Genomic DNA, 18,519 nt, shown 5'->3' on the forward strand with positions numbered 1-18,519 from the left:
ACGGTCACAGGCCGCTCCCGTACGGAGCCGTGGTCGAGCGGGCCGGCAACCTCTGGTACCTGGGCATGAACGACCGGGCATCGTCGATGCGAGGCGGCGTGGTTCGGACACTGGTCCGGGAGCATGATGCGCGCCTCTTCGCCGCATCGCTCACATGACCATGCGACCTCCCCGGTCGCCGAGCTGTGCGCGTCGTGCGACCGGGGAGGCAGCCGTTCGGCCCGTCGAGTTCGTGCTCAGAGCAGCTCGTGCTCAGAGCAGCTTCAGCCACTTCTCGTCGAGGGCGATCTTCCGCAGCTGCTCGATCGTCAGGGCCGGTGTCTCGCGCGTCGCCGGGGTGTGCTGGGCGCCGGAGTTGAAGGCGCTGATGACGACGCGGCGGCCGTCGGGGCGCATGGTGTCGACGGTCCACATGACGACGCCCTCGCCGCCCTTCTCGCCGGGCCCCTGCCGGACGGCGACCTTCGTGCCGTCGGCCAGGGTCTCGGAGTCGGGGCCGAAGAGCTCGTCGGCGACGTCGGACATGTCGGGCTGCACATTGATCTGGACGAGGGTCGCGCCCTTGCCGTCGTCGACGACGAGGTAGCCGTACTCGGTCTCCTGACCGCCCTCCGAGACCACGTCCAGGCCCTTCGGCAGCAGCTTGGTGAGGGTCTTCACGACGGACGCGCCGTCCGCGCCCGGGGGCATGTCACCCTCGTCCCCGGCGTCGACCTTCGAGGTGGGCTTGCCCTCGGGGTTCTCGGGGATGGCGTCGACGACGGCGCGCCAGACGGACGCCGTGGCGACGGTCTTCAGTTCCTCCGGGGTGAGCGGCGGCTCTTCCCTGCTGATCGGCGCGTCCTTCTCCGCCGCCGCGTTCCACTCGCCCACGCTGATGTACTGCCCCTCGGCGGTGACCAGTTCCGCCTGCCAGCGCTTGGTGTCCACCCGCCGGTCCGGATACTCGTACCCCTGGAAGATCATCAGCAGCGAGCCGTCCGGAAGCCGGCTGGTCTCGCAGGCGTCGTGCGGGACCATGACCTTGTCCGGGCAGGTGGTCACCTGGCGGGCCGACTCGCTGCCCGGCTCGACCCGGTTCAGGCTGACGGATACCGCCCCAGGGCCTTCGCCGTCGTCGAACACGACCCGCGCGTAGGGCAGCGACCCCTCGTCCGTGCCCTGCCCGGCCGACTCGCCGACCTCGCCCTCCGGCAGGAGCGAGACGAGGGTGGAGATCATCTCCTGTTCGGTGACCGGGTCCGGCGCGGTCGCCGTGGCGGACGCCGTTCCCATCCGGCCCACGGACTGCGTGGTCCGTGCCTCACCCGCGGTGCCGTCCCCGGGCAGGACCAGCGCCGCGCCCAGACCCACCGCCGCGATGCTCGCCGCTCCGCCGAACATCGTGGCCCTGCGGCGCAGCCGCATCCGGCGTCCGCGCGCCTGCCCGGCGGCGGCCAGGGCGGGGTGGTCGGTGTCGAAGGTGTCACCGGTCTGGCGCAGGGCGTCGCCGAGCCGGTTCTCGAAGGGGTCGTGCGTGGGTTCCGCGGGCATGGCGAACCGCCGTTCCTGTCGGTCGTGTGGGTGGAGAAGTGTTCGTGCGGGAGCGCGCTCAGGTCGTGGCGTACTCGGCCAGGTCCTCGCCCAGCAGCTCCCGCAGGCGTGCGAGCGCGCGCACGCAGCGGGTGCGGACGGCGGCGGAGCTGACGTGCAGGACGTCGGCGGTCTCCTGGATGCTGCGGTCCTCCCAGTAGCGCAGCACCACCACCGCCCGGTCCTTGACGGGCAGCCGGGCCAGCGCCTCCAGCAGGGTCAGCCGCAGGGGCGTGTCGCCGCCGGAGTGGTCGGCCCGCTCGGGCAGTACGTCGGTCGCTCGCTCGGTGCTGCTGCGGCGCCGCTTCTGCGCGAGGAAGGTCCGGGTGAGCACGGTCTGGGCGTACGCGGCGGGGTTGCCGGCCCGGCTGACCCGGTGCCAGCTGACGTAGAGCCGGCCCAGGGTCTCCTGGACCAGGTCCTCCGCGAGATGGGTGTCCCCGGCGGTCAGCAGGCACGCCGACCGGTACAAGTGACCGGTGCGCGCCGCCGCGAACTCGGCGTACTCGTCCGCCCACCCATGTCTCATCTACGTCCCCCGCCCACCGGTGACCCGCCGTGCCGCCACCTCGCCGTCGCTGTCATCTCTACGATGCGGTGGGGCCCGTGAAATGTTTCAGACCGGTGCCCGGGCCTGCCGGGGCGGAGCGGGCCGCCGGGCGCCGCTTGGCTATCCTCGGCACCACATCACGCCCGGGAGCACCGACATTGACCACGCAGCCGCCGCCATACGGCCACCAGCCCGCCTACGGCCCGCCGGTGCCGCCTCCTCCGACGGCTCCCCCCTCGACCCCTCCCCCGCCGGCCGCTCCCCCGCAGGGTTTCGGGCCGCCTCCGCCGCAGTACGCTCCGCTGCCGCAGCAGCCGGGGCCGGTGCCCGGCGGGCCGGAGTTCATGGCAGTGGACCGTCACTGCTCGATCGTCGTCGACGCGGAGGGCGTGGCCTTCGAGATCAACGACGTGACCGCGGAGTTCCCCTGGCCGGAGGTCCGCAGCGTGCACTACCGCGCCAGCCCCTCGGGCAAGCACCTGATGATGGGCGTCATCCACCTCGACGGCCGCTTCTACGAGTGCGTGGTCGAGGCGAAGCCCCGCACGAAGCTCCAGGAGTGGTTCGCCCACCTCCACCAGGTGCTGGCGTTCTACCGGCCGATGGGCTGACCGCTGCCCGACCGGTCTAGAAGAACTCCGACCACGGCTGGTCCCAGATCTGCTTCACGCACAGGATCAGGAAGAGCAGGCCCGCCAGGGTCAGCATGCCGTTGCTCAGCCAGCTGTTGCGCCATTCGCGGGGCGTGCGGGAGGAGTTGAGCAGCCAGAGGAGCGTGCCGGCCAGGAAGGGCAGGAACGCCGCGCCCAGGACGCCGTAGATGATGATCAGGCGGAAGGGCTGGCCCTGGAAGAGGAGGGCGATGGGCGGGAAGGTCAGCCAGAGGAGGTAGGCCCGGAACGGCCATGAGCGTTCGCGGGTGCCCGTGGCGATCTCCTCGCCCTTGGCATCGTCACCCTTGCGGTAGCGGGCCACGAAGTCGGCGAACATCAGGCTCACTCCGTGCCAGACGCCGATCAGCGAGGTGAAGGACGTGGCGAAGAAGCCGATGAGGAAGAACTTGGCCGTGGCCGCGCCGTATTCGGCCTCCAGGATGTCGGTCAGCTGGATCAGGCCCTTGTCGCCGCCGGCGATGGCCACGTTCGCGGAGTGCAGCAGTTCCGCGCCGACGAAGAGCATCGCCACCACGAAGATGCCGGTGGTGATGTAGGCGACGCGGTTGTCCAGGCGCATCACCTTCATCCAGCCGGTGTCGGTCCAGCCCTTGGCGTTGACCCAGTAGCCGTAGGCGGCGAGGGTGATGGTGCCGCCGACGCCGCCGATCAGGCCGAGGGTGTTGAGGACGGAGTCCTTCTCGTCGGGCAGGACCGGGAGCAGACCGGCGAACGCCTCGCCCAGGTTGGGAGTGACCCTGATCGCCAGGTACACCGTCACCACGAACATGACGCCCACCAGGACCGTCATGACCTTCTCGAACACCGCGTACTTGTTGAACCAGACGAAGACCAGGCCCACCAGTCCGCAGGCCACCGCCCACCACTTGAGGTCCATCACGTCGGGGAACAGGGCCTGGAGCGGCAGCGCGCTGGACGACATCGCCGCCGCGCCGTAGACGAAGCCCCAGATCACGAGGTAGACGGCGAAGAACCACGTCGTCCAGCGGCCCAGGCTGGCCCAGCCGTCGAAGAGGGTGCGGCCGGTGGACAGGTGCCAGCGGCCCGCCGCCTCCGCGAGGGAGATCTTCACCAGGCAGCCGACGACCGCCGCCCAGAGCAGGGTGTAGCCGAAGCTGCTGCCGGCGATGAGGGTGGCGACCAGGTCACCGGCGCCGACGCCGGTCGCGGCGACGACGATTCCAGGACCGATGTACTTCCAACTGGACTTGCGGGGCGCGGAGTCCGGCCCGTCGACCTGTGGTGCCGCTGTGTTTCCCGTGGTGTCCGCCATGCAGGTCAAGAAAGCGGATGACCCGCCTCGCGGCAAGAGGGCGTGCGGGATCTCCACCCTTTGCGCTCATGGGCCGCGCGCGGCGCCGCCGGAACCCCGCGCCGAGTGCGGCCCCGGCGGCCGGGCGGGGCCGCCGGGGCCGGGCTGCTCCCGTGCTACGGCTGTCGCCGACCGCAGCCGTCGCACGCGCACGTGCCGAGCTCGAACCACACGGTCTTGCCCAACCCGTCCTGATGGCAGCCCCAGCGCCGGGCGAGCGCGTCCACCAGGTACATCCCCCGGCCGCTCTCCGACGTGCCCGCCTGGAGCACCTGCGGGACGCGGCGGCCGGCGTCGGCCACCTCGCAGCGCAGGACGCCGTGGGCGGCGGTGAGGGTGAGGCGGAAGCGGCTCGCCGAGTGCAGCAGGGCGTTGGTGGCGAGCTCGCTGACCAGGAGTTCCGCCGTGGCCACCAGATCGTCCAGGTCGTCCCGCTCCGCCAGCCCCCAGGTCTCCAGTCGCCTGCGTACCTCCGCGCGGGCCTCGCCGACCGCGGACGGCCGCGGGGCGTACTCGGTGCTGGCGTGTCCCGCGCCCATCGGGGGCTGGGGGTACGCGCCGTACTCGGGGTCGGGGTCCGGGAGGAGGCCCCCGGAGAGTCGCAGCATGGCTTCAGGTTGTCCCGGGGGCGGGTGCGGTACACGGGGAGGACTACCCGATTCCATACCTGCGTGGCGGCACGGCACCCGCGCTCGCTACGCGTACTGGAGGCGGACCGATCCTCCCGTGTCGTCGGCGCGGATGTCGACGTAGGCGCAGACCTGCCGGGCGAACCACAGGCCCTGGCCGGGCGCCGGTTCGGCGGCGGGCGGCGGGACGAAGCCGGCGAGCGGGTCGTGGACGCGGCGCGGGGAGCGCAGCTCGCAGACGCAGTGCGGCGCCTCGCCCCACAGCAGCACCTCGGTGACCGGTTCCACGGTGGCCTCCGCCACCGCCGTGGCGAACCGCTCCGCCTCCGCGGCCGCCAGCCCCTGGGCGAGCGCCCAGCCGCGCACGGCCGCGGGGTCGGCCGCGCGCAGCCGGTGCGCGTCGCGCGGGGGCGGCGGCAGGGGTACGGCGTCCAGTTCGGCGGCGACCAGCAGCGGGTCGGCGTACACCTCGGTGTCGGGGTGGGCGCGGCGGGCGGCGGCGATGACGGCGGGGCCGGCGGTGCGGGCGTCGTAGACGCACAGGGCGGTGGTGGCGAACGGGGCGAACAGCAGGTTGGACAGGGCCTCGTAGCGGATCCACTCGGCGGACTCGCGTGCCGAGCGGCCGGCCCTGCCGCCCCAGTCGGGTTCCATGAGGAGGTGGATGCGGCCGCCGGGGCCGCCGTGTTCGGCGAGGTAGCGGGCCGCCTGGGCGACGGCGTTGGCGGCGGAGCCGGTGTACCAGTCGGTGTGAGGCATGAGGACGACGCGCCGGGCGTCGTCGGCGAGGGTGTCGCGCAGCAGGTCGAGCTTGCCGGGAGCGACCACGGCGACGGGCGGGGGCTCGTCGGGCGCGACGAGGCCTTCGGCGAGGAAGGGCAGGGCGGCGGCCAGGAACTCCTCGTCGGAGCCGTGCACGGCCATGCGGTGGTCGAGGGGACTGGGAGGCGTGGCGGTCGGGCTGGTCATGGGTTCCCTGTCGATGCTGTGCAGGTCCCGCGCGAACCGGGACGAGTGGGTGTCGGAGGTACGGGGTCCCGCGCCAGCCGGGACCGGTTCCTTGTCGGTGGGGTGGCGCCCGGCAGGAGCCGGGACGGGTGGGCGTCGGAGGTACGGGGTCCCGCCCGAGCCGGGACGGGTGGCTCCGGTGGTGCGAGGGGTCCCGCGCGAGCCGGGACCGGTTCCTATCGGTGTTGTGCGGGTCCCGCGCGAGCCAGGACGGTTGGCTGACGGTGGTGGTGCTAGGGGTCCCGCGCAAGCCGGGACCGTTTCCTGTCGGTGGTGTGACGGGCCCGTTCGGTCGGGTGGTTCAGCGGTGGGCCGTGACCCAGGCGGCGATCTGGCTGCGGTTGCTGAAGCCGAGTTTGCTGAGGATGCGTTCCACATGGCCTTCGGCGGTGCGGCGGGCGATCACCAGGCGGTCGGCGATCTGCTGGTTGGCGAGTCCTTGGGCGACGAGTTCGGCGACCTCGGTCTCGCGCCGGGTGAGCCGGACGCCCGGCGCGGGCCGTTCGGGTTCGGGCGGGTCGGGTGGCCGGTGCTCCTCCAGGGCGTAGCCGACGATCTCGGTGAGGCCGAGGGCGGCGCCTCGCCGGTAGGCGCGTTCGTAGCGGTCGGCGCCGACGGCCTCGCGGGCCCGGGTCTCGGTGCCGTGGCGGGTGGCGCCGAGGGCGGCGGAGCCCCAGCGGTCGCGGTCGACGTCGGCCCAGACCCGGTCGGCGCCGCCGAGCAGGACGGCGGCGCGGTCGGGGGCGGCGCCGTGGCCGGCGATCTGGGCGAGCAGGTCGAGGGTGAGGCCGATGCCGGTGATGTCGTGGACGGCGAGTTTGCGGCGCAGTGCCTCGCGGGCGTGCCGCTCGGCGCGTGGCCAGTCCCGTTTGACGGTGTGGGCGAGGGCCAGCATGCGCAGCACGTACGACAGCACCCATTCCTCGCCGTGCGCCTCGCACAGCCGCCGGGTCTCCTCGCAGACCGCGATGGCCTGGTCGGCCTCGCCGAGGAAGCCGAGGGCGCAGGCGAGTTCGACGCGGTCGAGGCCGGCCATGCTGAGGTGCTGGCCGGGGACGCGGCCGCGGGCGACGCTGGCGCGGAAGTGGTCGAGGGCGGCGTGGAGGTCGTCGCTGAACAGGCGGATGACGCCGATGACGTACTCGGCGTGCGCGGCCTCCGCCTCGTCGCCGAGCCGCCGGGCGAGGGCGGCGGCGCGTTCGGCGCGGCGCAGGCCGCGGGTGAGGTCTTCCGGGCAGCCGGCGAGGAGGCCGGAGATCCACAGGGCGCGGGCGCGTTCGCGGGTGGGTGCGGGGGCGGCGTCGAGGGCGCGGTCGAGCCAGTAGCGGCCTTCGCGGGGGGCGCCGCAGGCGTGCCAGTAGAACCACAGGGTGCCGGCCAGGCGGAGGCCGGCGAGGGCTTCGCCGGGGGTGGTGAGGCTGAAGTCGAGGGCGGCGCGCAGGTTGTCCTGGTCGGCGCGGAGCCGGGCGACGATCTCGCGCTGGCCGGGGCCGAACCAGGCCTGTTCGCAGGCGGCGGCGCGTTCCTGGGCCCAGTCGCGCTGGCGCCGCCGGGCGGCGGTCTCCTCGCCGGGTCTCTGCCGGAGTCTGTCCAGGCCGTAGTGGCGCAGGGTGTCGAGCAGGCGGTAGCGGACGCCGTCGGGGCCGGGTTCGCGGCAGAGGACGGACTTGTCGACGAGTCCGGCGACGGCTTCGAGGACGTCGTGGGTGCGGATCTCCTCGCCGTCGGCGCAGACGGCTTCGGCGGTCTCCAGGTCGAAGCCGCCGGCCAGCACGGAGGCGCGGGCCCACACCGTCTGCTCCTTCGCGGTGCACAGTTCGTGGCTCCAGTCGACGGCGGCGCGCAGGGTCTGGTGGCGGGGCAGGACGGCGGGGCTGCCGGCGGAGAGCAGGCGGTAGCGGTCGTCGAGGCGGGCGAGGAGCTGTTCGACGCCCAGGACGCGCATCCGGACGGCGGCGAGTTCGATGGCGAGGGGCAGTCCGTCGAGGCGCCGGCACAGGCGGGCGACGGCGGCCCGGTTGTCGGGGGTGAGGCGGAAACCGGGGACGACGGCGGCGGCGCGGTCGGCGAAGAGGGTGAGCGCGGGGCTCGCGTCGGCGGCGGAGAGGTCGCCGTCGGGGTCGGGGACCGGCAGGGGCCGTACCTCCATGAGGTGTTCCTCGGTGAGGCCGAGGCGGTGCCGGCTGGTGGCGAGGACGCGCACGCCGGTGGTGCCGCGCAGCAGGGCCGCGGCGAGGTCGGCGCAGGCGGTCGGCAGGTGTTCGCAGTTGTCGACGACGAGCAGCAGCCGCCGGTCGCGGACCTTGGCCGCGAGGGCGTCGAGCGGGGGCTGTGCGGAGTGGTCGTGCAGGCCGAGCGCGTCGGCGGCGGCGAGCGGGACGAGGGCCGGGTCGTGCAGGCCGGAGAGGTGGACGAAGCGGACTCCGTCGGAGAAGGCGCGGGCGACGCGGGCCGCGATCCGGATGGCGAGGCGGGTCTTGCCGACGCCGCCGGGCCCGGTCAGGGTGACCAGCCGGGCGCGGGCCAGCAGGTCGCGGCCTTCGGCCTGTTCGTCGCGCCGGTCGACGAAGCTGGTCGTCTCGACCGGCAGCTGACAGTCCCGTCGTGGCGCTGATCCGCCCATGATCAGCCAGTCCTCTGGGGGTGGGTGTCGGGGAGTCGGCAACGGTTCCGCGGCTGCCCGTCCGCGGACCCTCACCCTCTCCCGGGCTCCACATATATGCACGCGACAATCACACGCGCGGGTGCACTTTGCCGGGGCTGCCTCGTGCGGCGGCGGTCCCCCGTACACTGCGCGGCCGTTTTTGGCCTGGTTCAGGCCATCCACCCGCCGCCCACTATTGACCTGCTCATGCCATCGGCTCAACCATGAGCGCCACACCGGCACGTCGCACGGAAGAACCACCCCCCGGCTCCACTCCCCAGCTCCACTCCCCACTTCCGGAGACCCCGGAATCCCTGGAGAACCAAGGAGACTTCATGCGACTTCGCATCCGCGGCCGAGGCGACAGCGGCGGCAGACGCACCGCCGTCCTCGCCGCCCTGCTCGCCCTCACCCTCGCGGCCCCGATATCGGCCACGGCCACCGCCGACAGCGCGGCCGAGGCGACCGCGTCGGCGGACGACATCCGCCAGTACGAGGTTCATCTGCACTCGACGGCCAAGGACCGCACGGCACTTCAGCGGACCGGCGTCACCGTGGACGAGGTCCACGGGCACGGCGTCGTGGTCTCCGGCCGTGCGGACCAGATCCGGACGCTGCGCCGGCTCGGCTACGACGTCACCGCACTGGGCGCCGTACCGGACCGGTCGGCGGGGGCGGACGAGATCCGGCTCTACGACTTCCCGTCGGCCGACTCGCGGTACCACAACTACGCGGAGATGACGAGCGAGATCAACTCCATCGTCGCGGCCAACCCGTCGATCGCCTCCCAGCGCACGATCGGCACCTCCTACCAGGGCCGGAACATCGTCGCCGTGAAGATCAGCGACAACGTGGGCACCGACGAGGCCGAGCCGGAGGTGCTGTTCACCCACCACCAGCACGCCCGCGAACACCTCACCGTCGAGATGGCGCTGTACCTGCTGCGCGAGCTGACCGGCGACTACGGCACGGACTCCCGTGTCACCAGCATGGTGAACAACCGTGAGATCTGGATCGTCCCGGACCTCAACCCGGACGGCGGCGAGTACGACATCGCCTCCGGCTCCTACCGGTCCTGGCGCAAGAACCGGCAGCCCAACTCCGGTTCGTCGTACGTCGGCACCGACCTCAACCGGAACTGGAACTACCGCTGGGGCTGCTGCGGCGGCTCCTCCGGGTCGACGTCCTCCGAGACCTACCGGGGCTCGGCGCCGGAGTCGGCGAAGGAGGTCAAGGTCGTCTCCGACTTCGTGCGCAGCCGGGTCGTCGGCGGGACGCAGCAGATCAAGGCGGGCATCGACTTCCACACCTACAGCGAGCTGGTGCTGTGGCCGTTCGGGTACACGTACTCCGACACGACCACGGGCATGACCGCCGACGACCGCAACGCGTTCGCGGCGATCGGCCAGAAGATGGCGGCCAGCAACGGCTACACCCCGGAGCAGTCCAGCGACCTGTACATCACCGACGGGTCGATCGACGACTACCTCTGGGGCACCCACAGGATCTTCGGCTACACCTTCGAGATGTATCCGAGCTCCAGTTCCGGAGGCGGGTTCTACCCGCCCGACGAGGTGATCGAGCGGGAGACCTCACGGAACCGGGACGCGGTCCTGCAACTGCTGGAGAACGCCGACTGCATGTACCGGTCGATCGGCAAGCAGGCCCAGTACTGCTAGTCGTCGTCCTCGGGCTGCCCGTCCGCGTCCTCGTCGAAGTAGGCGTCCAGCACCGCGTCGAGCTGTGACTCCCACTCCGCGAAGCGCGCCCTGGCCGGTGCCTCGATCTCGATCGGGTACCAGCGCCGGTCAGGGGTGTGCACGGTGACGGTGAACCGCTTGCCGAACCGGGCCGACTCGGTCTCGACCGCGCCGATCTCGTCCCAGCGGAACTCGCAGCTCTCCTCGTCGAGACTGAGGCGTACGCCCCTGGCGTCGGCGACGATCCGCGCCCGCCGGTCGGCGGCCTCGAAGACGGGGCCGTCGGCGTCGGGTTCGGCGGCGGCCGGGTCGTCGTCGGCGTCCTTCTCGTCGAGGACCACCTCGTCGACGGCCTCCTCGCCGGCGGTGTCCTCGTCCGCGGCCTCCTTCGCGGCCGGGTCCTCGGGAACCGCGGCCTCGGGTGCCGCCGTCCCGTCCGGCTCGGCGGGGCGCGGGCCCGTGATGCCGGGGACGAACGCCGGGTCCGCCGCGGCGCCTTGCAGGGGCTGAATGCTGGGTCCTATGCGCTGCTCCACGGGCGAAGTATGGACGACATCCCTGTGCTCGCAACAGCCAGCCCCGCCCGCCACGCCGACGGACGGGGCGGCTGCTCCCCCGTAGTGCTCCCCGTCATCCATTGCACACGGGGCGCCGGTCGGGGACGGGTCGCCTTCCGGGCGGACCCAGGGGGCGTTCGCTCCTAGACGAACAGGCTGAGGACGGCGGCCACCGCGAACCCGGCCAGCGACAGCACCGATTCGAGCACCGTCCAGGTCTTCAGGGTCTCGCGCTCGCTGATCCCGAAGTACTTGGCGACGATCCAGAAGCCGCCGTCGTTGACGTGCGAGGCGAAGATCGAGCCCGCCGAGATCGCCATGATGACGAGGGCGACGAAGGCCTGGGAGTGGTCGCCCTCGGCCAGCAGCGGGGCCACGATGCCGGCCGTGGTGACGATGGCGACCGTGGCCGAGCCCTGTGCGACCCGCAGGACCAGGGAGATCAGGTAGGACAGCACGAGCACCGGCAGGCCGACGTCGTTGAAGGTGTCCGACAGCGCCTGGGCGACCCCGCTGGCCTTGAGGACGGCGCCGAAGACACCGCCCGCGCCGACCACGAGCAGGATGTTGCCGACCGGCTTCAGCGAGGACGTGGACACCGATTCCAGCGACTTGCGGGACCAGCCGCGGCGGATGCCGAGGACGTAGTAGGCGAGCAGCAGGGCGAGGGTGAGGGCCACGAAGGGGTGGCCGAAGAACTCGATGACCGAGCGGAGCGTGGAGGGGTCCAGCGCGATCGAGGAGAAGGTGGCGGCGAGGATCAGGATCAGCGGGGTGCCGATGATGGCGAGGACCGTGCCGAGCGCGACCGGCTCCTCGCGCGGGGCGCGCTGCTCGTCGAGCACCGCCCGCTTGGCCTCCTCGGCGGCCTCGACCATGTCCTGCGGGACCGGCACGAAGATGCGGCGGCCGATCCAGGCCGAGTACGCCCAGGCGGCCAGCACCGCCGGGATGCCGCAGACGACGCCCATGAGGATGACCCAGCCGAGGTCGACGTGGAGCAGACCGGCGGCGGCCACCGGACCGGGATGCGGGGGCAGGAAGGCGTGGGTCATGGACAGACCGGCGAGCAGCGGCAGGCAGTACAGCAGGATGGACTTGCCGGAGCGTTTGGCGGCGGCGTAGACGATCGGCGCGAGGACGAAGATGCCGACGTCGAAGAAGACCGGGATGCCGAAGATCAGGCCGGTCAGGCCCATGGCGAGCGGGGCGCGCCGCTCGCCGAACAGTCCGAGCAGCCGGGAGGCCAGCACCTGTGCGCCGCCGCTGACTTCAAGGATGGCGCCGAGCATGGTGCCCAGGCCGATGATGATGGCGACATGGCCGAGGATGCCGCCCATGCCGGACTCGATGGTGGAGACGGCGTCCGAGCGCTGGACGGTGCCGAAGAGTTCGGTGACGGACAGGCCGGCCATCAGGCCGACGGCTATGGAGACGGCGAGCAGCGCGACGAACGGCTGGAGCCGCGCCTTGATGATCAGGAGGAGCAGCAGGGCGATGCCGAGGGCGGCGACGGTGAGCAGCCCGGCGGTGCCGTCGACGAGGAGGAGCAGTCCGCCGGTGCGGGGTGGGGTCTCGGGGGTGGCGGAGGCGGCGAGCGGATGGGACATACGGGGGTCCTCTACGTGAACGCGGTAAGTGCATACGGCTTTCGGGCAGGGGGAAGCGCGGCGCGGCGCCCCGAGGGATGACGGGCGCCGCGTCGGTCACGGCGTGCGGGAGTGCGGCGGAGATCAGCTCAGGACGGCGAGGGCGTCGATCTCGATGAGGAGTCCGGCGGGCAGGCCGACGTAGACCGTCGTGCGGGCGGCCGGGGGCTGGGTGAGGCCCTGCTCCTCGAAGTAGGTGTTGTAGATGTCGTTCATCTCGGCGAAGTGGCCGACGTCGGTGAGGTAGACGCGGATCATCATCACGTCGTCCCAGCTCGCGCCGCCCTCCTCGAGGATCGCCTTGACGTTGGCGAGGGTCTGGAGGGTCTGCTCGCGCAGGGTGGGCCCGGCCGGCGTGGGGGGCTTGCCCTCCTCGGCGGGGAGGAAGCCGACCTGGCCGGCGACCTGGAGGATGTTGCCCTTCCGCACGCCGTGCGAGAACTTCGCGGGCGGGGTGGTGTGGGTCTTCGGGGTGAGGGCGATCTTGTCGGTCATGCGGTGTCCTTGGGGTCCTTTGCCGTGGTTCTGCCGGAGTACTCGCCGCTGATGTCCTCCGCCGTACGGCGCACCAGCGGGAGCAGGGTGAGGAGTTCGTCGGCGGTGACGACGACGTTCGGCGCGGAGACCGACATGGCGGCGACGACCCGGCCGTCGGCGCCGCGGACGGGTGCGGCGACGCAGTTGATGGACTCCTCGTGGCCGCCGAGGTCGGTGGCCCAGCCCTGTTCGCGCACCTTCTCCAGCTCCCGCAGGAAGGCGGCGGCGTTGGGTGTCGAACGGGCTGTGTAAAGGGGGTAGTCGAGCTTGTCCGCGAGGGCGCGGCGCTCGTGCTCGGGGAGGTCGGCGAGCAGCAGCTTGGCGACCGCCGCGACGGTGAGGGCGACCGGCTTGCCGATCCGCGAGTACATGCGGACCGGGTAGCGGCTGTCCACCTTGTCGATGTAGAGGACCTCGTTCTCCTCGTGGACGGCGAGGTGCACGGTGTGCCCGCACTGTTCGTTGAGGCGGACGAGGTGGGGGTGGGCGATCTCGCGGATGTCCAGGTTCTCCATCGCCTCCTGGGCGAGGGCGAACAGCCGGGCGCCGAGGCGGTAGCGCTGGTCGGACTGGCGGTAGACGAAGCCGTGCTCGTGGAGGGTGCGCAGCAGCCGCAGGGCGGTGGACTTGTGCACGCCGAGGCGGTCGGCGACCTGTCCGAGGTCGGCGGGTCCCTCGGCGAGCAGCGGCAGGATGCTCAGCGCGCGGTCGACGGTCTGGCTCATGGCGTACGTACCTCCTCGTCGGCCCCATGGGTGGCGGCTGTCCAGCCGGGGCCGAGTCGAAGTCTCCCCCACGCGGCGTCGTCGAGGGCGGCGAGCCGGTCGGCGTGGTCGCGGGCGGGGGGCGACGCGAGGTCGCCGGGGGTGGTGAGGGCGGCGGCGGCCAGGAGGTGGCCGTGGCGCAGGCGGTCGCGGACGGGCAGTCCGCGCAGGGTGGCGGAGAGGAATCCGGCGGCGAAGGCGTCGCCTGCGCCGACGGCGGCGACGACGTCCACGTCGAGGGCGGGCACGAAGGTGGCGTCCGGGCCGTGGAAGGCGGTGGCGCCGGCCGGGCCCTGCTTGACGACGAGGATCTCGGGTTCGGGGAGCGCGGCGCGGACGGCGGCCGGGCCGTCGAGTCCCCAGGCCTCGTCCTCGCCGACGAAGACGAGGTCGGCGCGGCGGGCGAGGTCCCGCAGCACCGCCGACCCGTCGGTGTCCCGCCACAGGCCGGGCCGGTGGTTGACGTCGAAGGAGACCAGCGGGCGGCCGGGGCGGGGCGCGGTCAGTTCCCGCATGAGGTCCAGGCAGCTCGCGGAGAGCGCGGCGGTGATCCCGGAGAGGTGCAGGACGCGCCCGGCGCGGACGGCGGCGAGGTCGACGTCGTCCGTGCTCATCGCGGAGGCGGCGGAGCCGGCGCGGTAGTAGGCGACCTCGTGGGCGTCGGTGGCGCGGTCGCCGGCGGTGCGGAAGTAGATGCCGGTGGGGCGGGCGGGGTCGCGGCGGACGGCGCTGGTGTCGACGCCGTAGCCGGCGATCGTCTCGACGAGGTGGTCGCCGAAGCCGTCGTCGCCGACCCGGCTGACCCAGCGGGCGGAGTGTCCGGCGGCCGCCAGTACGCAGACCACGTTGGATTCGGCGCCGCCGATGCCGCGGTCGAAGGAGGGCACGTCGGCGAGGCGTCCGGGGCGGGTGGGCAGGAAGGTGACCATGGACTCGCCGAGCGCGACGACGTCCACGACGTCGGGCGGGACGCCGGGGGCGTTGCGGGGTCCGGTGGTGGTCACGATGCTCGTAGCTCCTCGTCGGCTGCGGGACGCGGTTTCGTTGACCCCGCGTCGGCCGAAATGCTAGACAGCGGTAAGCGATATACGCAATGGACGTTGCATTTGCTGCAACGTACCTGATCAGGGAGGCTCCATGAACAGCGAAGCCCTCGCCGGTCTCGCCGGGGAACGTGTCGACCACCGCTTCCGTGGCCTCCCGCCGGACGCCGCCGGGCTCACCGTGGGCGAGCTGGCCGCCCAGCGCCGCAACCTCTTCACCGGCGGCTTCACCACGCCCGTGCTCGCGCTGTCCGCCGAGCACCTGGAGCACAACCTGCGGCTGATGGCGACGTACACCGACCGGCACGGGCTGGCCTTCGCGCCGCACGGCAAGACCTCCATGGCCCCGCAGCTGTTCGCCCGGCAGCTGGAGCGGGGCGCCTGGGGCATCACCCTCGCGGTGCCGCACCAGGTGTGGGTGGCGCGGGCGTTCGGGGTGCGACGGGTGTTCCTGGCGAACGAGCTGGTGGACCCGGCGGCGCTGCGCCGGCTCGCCGCCGAACTGGCCGACCCGGACTTCCGGTTCGTCTGCTACATCGACTCCGTGCGCGGTGTGGAGCTGATGGCGGCGGCCCTGGCGGACGCCCCCCGCCCGCTCGACGTGGTCGTGGAGCTGGCCGCCGGCGAGGAGGCCCGCACCGGTGTGCGCACCGAGGCGGAGTGCGCGGCGGTCGCCGACGCGGTGGCCGCGACCGACCGGCTGCGCCTGGTCGGGGTCGCCGGCTACGAGGGCGAGGTGCCGCGGGCGACGCCGGAGCGGGTGCGGGCGTGGCTGGACCGGCTGGTCGCGCTGGCCGTCGACTTCGACAAGGCGGGCCGGTTCGCGGGCCTGGACGAGATCGTGGTGAGCGCGGGCGGCAGCGCCTGGTTCGACGCGGTCGCGGACGCCTTCGCCGCGCTCCCGGACCTCTCCGCGCCGGTACTGAAGCTGCTGCGCTCCGGCGCCTACGTCTCCCACGACGACGGCCACTACCGCAAGCTGACCCCGTTCACCCGGGTCCCGGAGGAGGGCGCGCTGGAGCCCGCGTTCCGGCTGTGGGCGCAGGTCGTCTCCCGCCCGTCGGCCGGGCAGGCCTTCGCCAACGCGGGCAAGCGGGACGCGGCCCACGACCTGGACCTGCCGTTCGCCCAGGTGGTCCGCCGCGACGGCACCGAGCGCCCGGCCACCGGGATCGAGGTGACGGGCCTGTCCGACCAGCACGCCTGGCTGCGGACCGGGCCGGAGGCGGATCTGGAGGTCGGCGACTGGATCGGGCTGGGGCTGTCCCACCCGTGCACCTCGTTCGACAAGTGGCAGCTGATCCCGGTGGCCGAGGCGGACGGCACGGTCGTCGACTACGTCCGCACGTTCTTCTAGGAAACGCCCAGGAAACCGGAGGCAATCGCGATGGAAGACCTCGTCATCCGGGACGCGGACGTCGTCGACGGCACCGGCGCGCCCTCCTACCGCGCCGATGTGGTCGTGGACGGCGGCCGGATCGTGTCGATCGTCAAGGAGGCCGCCGCGGCGGGCTGCCAGCGCCCGTCCGCCGTGCGCGAGCTGGACGCCGAGGGCCTGGTCCTCTCCCCCGGCTTCATCGACATGCACGCCCACAGCGACCTGGCGCTGCTGCGCGACCCCGACCACAGCGCCAAGGCCGCGCAGGGCGTCACCCTGGAGGTGATCGGCCAGGACGGGCTGTCGTACGCGCCGGTCGACGACCGCACGCTCGGCGAGGTGCGCCGCGCGATCACCGGCTGGAACGGCTCCGGTGACGACATCGACTTCGACTGGCGGTCGGTCGGCGAGTACCTGGACCGCCTCGACCGCGGGATCGCGGTGAACGCCGCCTATCTGATCCCGCAGGGCACGGTCCGCGCGCTCGCCGTCGGCTGGGAGGACCGCGAGGCGACCCCGGCCGAGCTGGAGAGGATGCGGCGCCTGGTCGCCGAGGGCCTGGAGCAGGGCGCGGTCGGCCTGTCGTCCGGGCTGACGTACACGCCCGGCATGTACGCCAAGGACGCCGAGCTGACCGAGCTGTGCCGGGTGGTGGCCTCGTACGGCGGCTACTACTGCCCGCACCACCGCTCGTACGGGGCGGGCGCGCTGCGGGCGTACGAGGAGATGGTGGCGCTCACCCGGGAGGCGGGCTGCGCGCTGCACCTGGCGCACGCCACCATGAACTTCGGCGTGAACAAGGGCCGCGCCGGCGAGCTGCTGACGCTGCTGGACGACGCGCTGGCCGCCGGGGCCGACATCAGCCTCGACACCTACCCGTACACCCCCGGCTGCACCACCCTCGCGGCACTGCTGCCGAGCTGGGCGAGCGAGGGCGGTCCTGAGCAGGCGCTGAAGCGGCTGACCGACCCGGAGACCGCCGCGCGCGTCCGGCACCACATGGAGGTGCTCGGCGCGGACGGCTGCCACGGCGTGCCGGTGGAGTGGGACACCATCGAGATCTCCGGCGTGACCGATCCGGCGCTCGGGGAGTACGTGGGCCGCACGGTCCTGGAGGCGGCCCGGGCGCGCGGCGAGGAGCCCTGGACCGTCGCGCACCGGCTGCTGGTCGAGGACCGGCTCGGGCCGACGATCCTCCAGCACGTCGGCCACGAGGAGAACGTGCGGGCGATCATGCGGCACCGCGTCCACACCGGCGGCTCCGACGGCATCCTCCAGGGCGCCAAGCCGCATCCGCGGGCGTACGGCACCTTCCCGCACTACCTGGGCCGGTACGTCCGTGAGCTGGGCGTGCTCTCGCTGGAGGAGTGCGTCGCCCACCTCACCTCCCGGCCGGCGGCCCGGCTGCGGCTGCCGGACCGGGGTGTGGTGCGCGAGGGCCACCGGGCCGACCTGGTGCTCTTCGACCCGGCGACCGTCGCGGCGGGCTCGACCTACGACCGTCCGCGCACCTTGCCGACCGGCATCCCGTACGTCCTGGTGGACGGGCGGTTCGTGATCGACGACGGGCGGCGGACGGACGTCCTGGCGGGCCGGTCGGTGCGCCGCACGCCGGTGTGAGCGGTCACGGCTTGGGCAGCGTGCAGCCGCTCGCGTACAGGTCCAGCTTGCTGTCCAGGCCGAAGCAGGCGGCGAGCTGGTAGGTCTGCTGGGCGTAGTTGATGCCCTGGCGGACCGTGACGTTGCCGTTCGCGTCGACCTCGCACGGGTTGTTGACCGTGCAGCGCTCGCCGTCCTCGTTGCCGGTGTTGTTGACGGCGACGACCCGGCCGGTGGTGCGGTCGACGACCGGGGAGCCGGAGGTGCCGCCGATGGTGTCGCAGGCGGCGGTGTAGCGGACGGAGTCCTTCCAGGTCCAGTCGCCCTCGCGCATCTCGTGCACGAAGCCGTCGATGGAGCAGGTGTAGATCCGCTTCCAGTAGCCGGAGACCACGCTGATCGACGTCCCGGCGGTGGGGCGGGTGTCGTTCAGGGTGAGCGCGCTGATGCCGTAGGAGCTTCTGATCTGCCCGTAGGTGCGGGTGAGCTGGTAGACGGCGACGTCGGTGTCGGTCATCGTCGAGTAGGCGATCTTGCCGGCGCGCAGGGTCGCCACCCGGGTGCCGGCGGAGGTCAGCAGGCCGAAGGAGCGGGTGGAGGCCTGGTCGACGACGACCTCGCCGGGTTCCGGGAAGCCGGACTCCAGACAGTGGCCGTTGGTGAGGACCAGCGCCGGGTCGTCGTCGGCGGCGTCCGGCATGCGGATGACGGAGCCGGAGCAGTTGCTGAGCGCGACGGTGCCGGCGAAGTCCACCGCCTGGATCGCGGGCGCCTCGGTGTCCGGGGCCGCCGCGACGGCGGGTGCCGCGCCCGTCCCGGTGATGACCAGGGCCGCGAGCGTGGCGAGGAGAGGCTTCTTCATGTGGGGGTCCCCTCTGGTGTGACGGGGCGGCCGGAGGTCGT

16 protein-coding genes are annotated in these 18,519 nt (G+C 72.7%); 4 read left to right on the forward strand and 12 right to left on the reverse strand.

Features of this window, described 5'->3' with window-relative positions; all coding sequences use genetic code 11:
• Positions 1-252: 252 nt before the first annotated feature.
• The gene (locus tag ABT232_RS19750; RefSeq protein WP_351841558.1) at positions 253-1,533 is read right to left on the reverse strand and encodes a hypothetical protein; all 1,281 of its coding nucleotides are present in this window, start codon (positions 1,531-1,533) and stop codon (positions 253-255) included.
• Between the two features lie 58 nt (positions 1,534-1,591).
• A complete protein-coding gene (locus tag ABT232_RS19755) occupies positions 1,592-2,101 on the reverse strand; it encodes a SigE family RNA polymerase sigma factor (protein ID WP_351841560.1) in 510 nt (169 codons plus the stop codon).
• 365 nt (positions 2,102-2,466) lie between these two features.
• Between ABT232_RS19755 and ABT232_RS19760 the strand changes: the two genes are divergently transcribed.
• A complete protein-coding gene (locus ABT232_RS19760; RefSeq protein ID WP_351841562.1) occupies positions 2,467-2,733 on the forward strand; it encodes a hypothetical protein in 267 nt (88 codons plus the stop codon).
• Positions 2,734-2,749: 16 nt separating this feature from the next.
• Here ABT232_RS19760 and ABT232_RS19765 read toward each other — a convergent pair whose 3' ends face one another.
• The 4 genes from ABT232_RS19765 to ABT232_RS19780 all read right to left on the reverse strand — a co-directional run bounded on the left by ABT232_RS19765 (position 2,750) and on the right by ABT232_RS19780 (position 8,368).
• Positions 2,750-4,069, reverse strand: a complete 1,320-nt coding sequence (locus ABT232_RS19765; RefSeq protein ID WP_351841564.1) for an Nramp family divalent metal transporter — start codon at positions 4,067-4,069, stop codon at positions 2,750-2,752.
• Positions 4,070-4,224: 155 nt separating this feature from the next.
• Complete coding sequence (locus ABT232_RS19770) at positions 4,225-4,716, reverse strand: ATP-binding protein (protein WP_450871703.1); 492 nt, start codon at positions 4,714-4,716, stop codon at positions 4,225-4,227.
• Between the two features lie 87 nt (positions 4,717-4,803).
• Positions 4,804-5,706 (reverse strand): anti-sigma factor RsbA family regulatory protein, encoded by a 903-nt coding sequence (locus tag ABT232_RS19775; protein ID WP_351841566.1) that lies wholly within the window; start codon positions 5,704-5,706, stop codon positions 4,804-4,806.
• A gap of 340 nt (positions 5,707-6,046) precedes the next feature.
• Positions 6,047-8,368: an ATP-binding protein gene (locus ABT232_RS19780; RefSeq protein WP_351841568.1), complete on the reverse strand. Its 2,322-nt coding sequence runs from the start codon at positions 8,366-8,368 to the stop codon at positions 6,047-6,049.
• A 356-nt stretch (positions 8,369-8,724) separates the two neighbouring features.
• On the opposite strand from ABT232_RS19780, the gene ABT232_RS19785 reads away from it, so the two are divergent.
• Positions 8,725-10,068, forward strand: a complete 1,344-nt coding sequence (locus ABT232_RS19785) for a M14 family metallopeptidase (RefSeq protein ID WP_351841570.1) — start codon at positions 8,725-8,727, stop codon at positions 10,066-10,068.
• On the opposite strand, the gene ABT232_RS19790 is transcribed toward ABT232_RS19785, so the two are convergent.
• The 5 genes from ABT232_RS19790 to ABT232_RS19810 all read right to left on the reverse strand — a co-directional run bounded on the left by ABT232_RS19790 (position 10,065) and on the right by ABT232_RS19810 (position 14,600).
• The gene (locus tag ABT232_RS19790; RefSeq protein ID WP_351841572.1) at positions 10,065-10,625 is read right to left on the reverse strand and encodes a hypothetical protein; all 561 of its coding nucleotides are present in this window, start codon (positions 10,623-10,625) and stop codon (positions 10,065-10,067) included. The genes ABT232_RS19785 and ABT232_RS19790 overlap by 4 nt on opposite strands.
• A gap of 164 nt (positions 10,626-10,789) precedes the next feature.
• A complete protein-coding gene (locus ABT232_RS19795; protein ID WP_351841574.1) occupies positions 10,790-12,256 on the reverse strand; it encodes a GntP family permease in 1,467 nt (488 codons plus the stop codon).
• Positions 12,257-12,379: 123 nt separating this feature from the next.
• Positions 12,380-12,790, reverse strand: coding sequence for a RidA family protein (locus ABT232_RS19800; protein ID WP_351841576.1), 411 nt, complete (start codon positions 12,788-12,790; stop codon positions 12,380-12,382).
• Positions 12,787-13,557: an IclR family transcriptional regulator gene (locus ABT232_RS19805; protein WP_351841578.1), complete on the reverse strand. Its 771-nt coding sequence runs from the start codon at positions 13,555-13,557 to the stop codon at positions 12,787-12,789. The genes ABT232_RS19800 and ABT232_RS19805 overlap by 4 nt, the downstream gene beginning before the upstream one ends.
• Positions 13,554-14,600, reverse strand: a complete 1,047-nt coding sequence (locus ABT232_RS19810; RefSeq protein WP_351841580.1) for a sugar kinase — start codon at positions 14,598-14,600, stop codon at positions 13,554-13,556. Before ABT232_RS19810 ends, ABT232_RS19805 begins: the two co-directional genes overlap by 4 nt.
• 133 nt (positions 14,601-14,733) lie before the next feature.
• On the opposite strand from ABT232_RS19810, the gene ABT232_RS19815 reads away from it, so the two are divergent.
• Both ABT232_RS19815 and ABT232_RS19820 read left to right on the forward strand, forming a co-directional pair.
• Entirely contained in the window at positions 14,734-15,996 is a 1,263-nt protein-coding gene (locus tag ABT232_RS19815) for an alanine racemase (protein WP_351841582.1), read from the forward strand.
• A 30-nt stretch (positions 15,997-16,026) separates the two neighbouring features.
• On the forward strand, positions 16,027-17,637 hold the full coding sequence (locus ABT232_RS19820) for an N-acyl-D-amino-acid deacylase family protein (RefSeq protein WP_351841584.1): 1,611 nt from the start codon (positions 16,027-16,029) through the stop codon (positions 17,635-17,637).
• A 4-nt stretch (positions 17,638-17,641) separates the two neighbouring features.
• On the opposite strand, the gene ABT232_RS19825 is transcribed toward ABT232_RS19820, so the two are convergent.
• Complete coding sequence (locus ABT232_RS19825; protein ID WP_351841586.1) at positions 17,642-18,478, reverse strand: trypsin-like serine peptidase; 837 nt, start codon at positions 18,476-18,478, stop codon at positions 17,642-17,644.
• Positions 18,479-18,519 lie beyond the last annotated feature (41 nt).

Origin of the sequence: Streptomyces sp. NPDC001532 (assembly GCF_040298625.1) — a bacterium.
Taxonomy (GTDB): domain Bacteria; phylum Actinomycetota; class Actinomycetes; order Streptomycetales; family Streptomycetaceae; genus Streptomyces.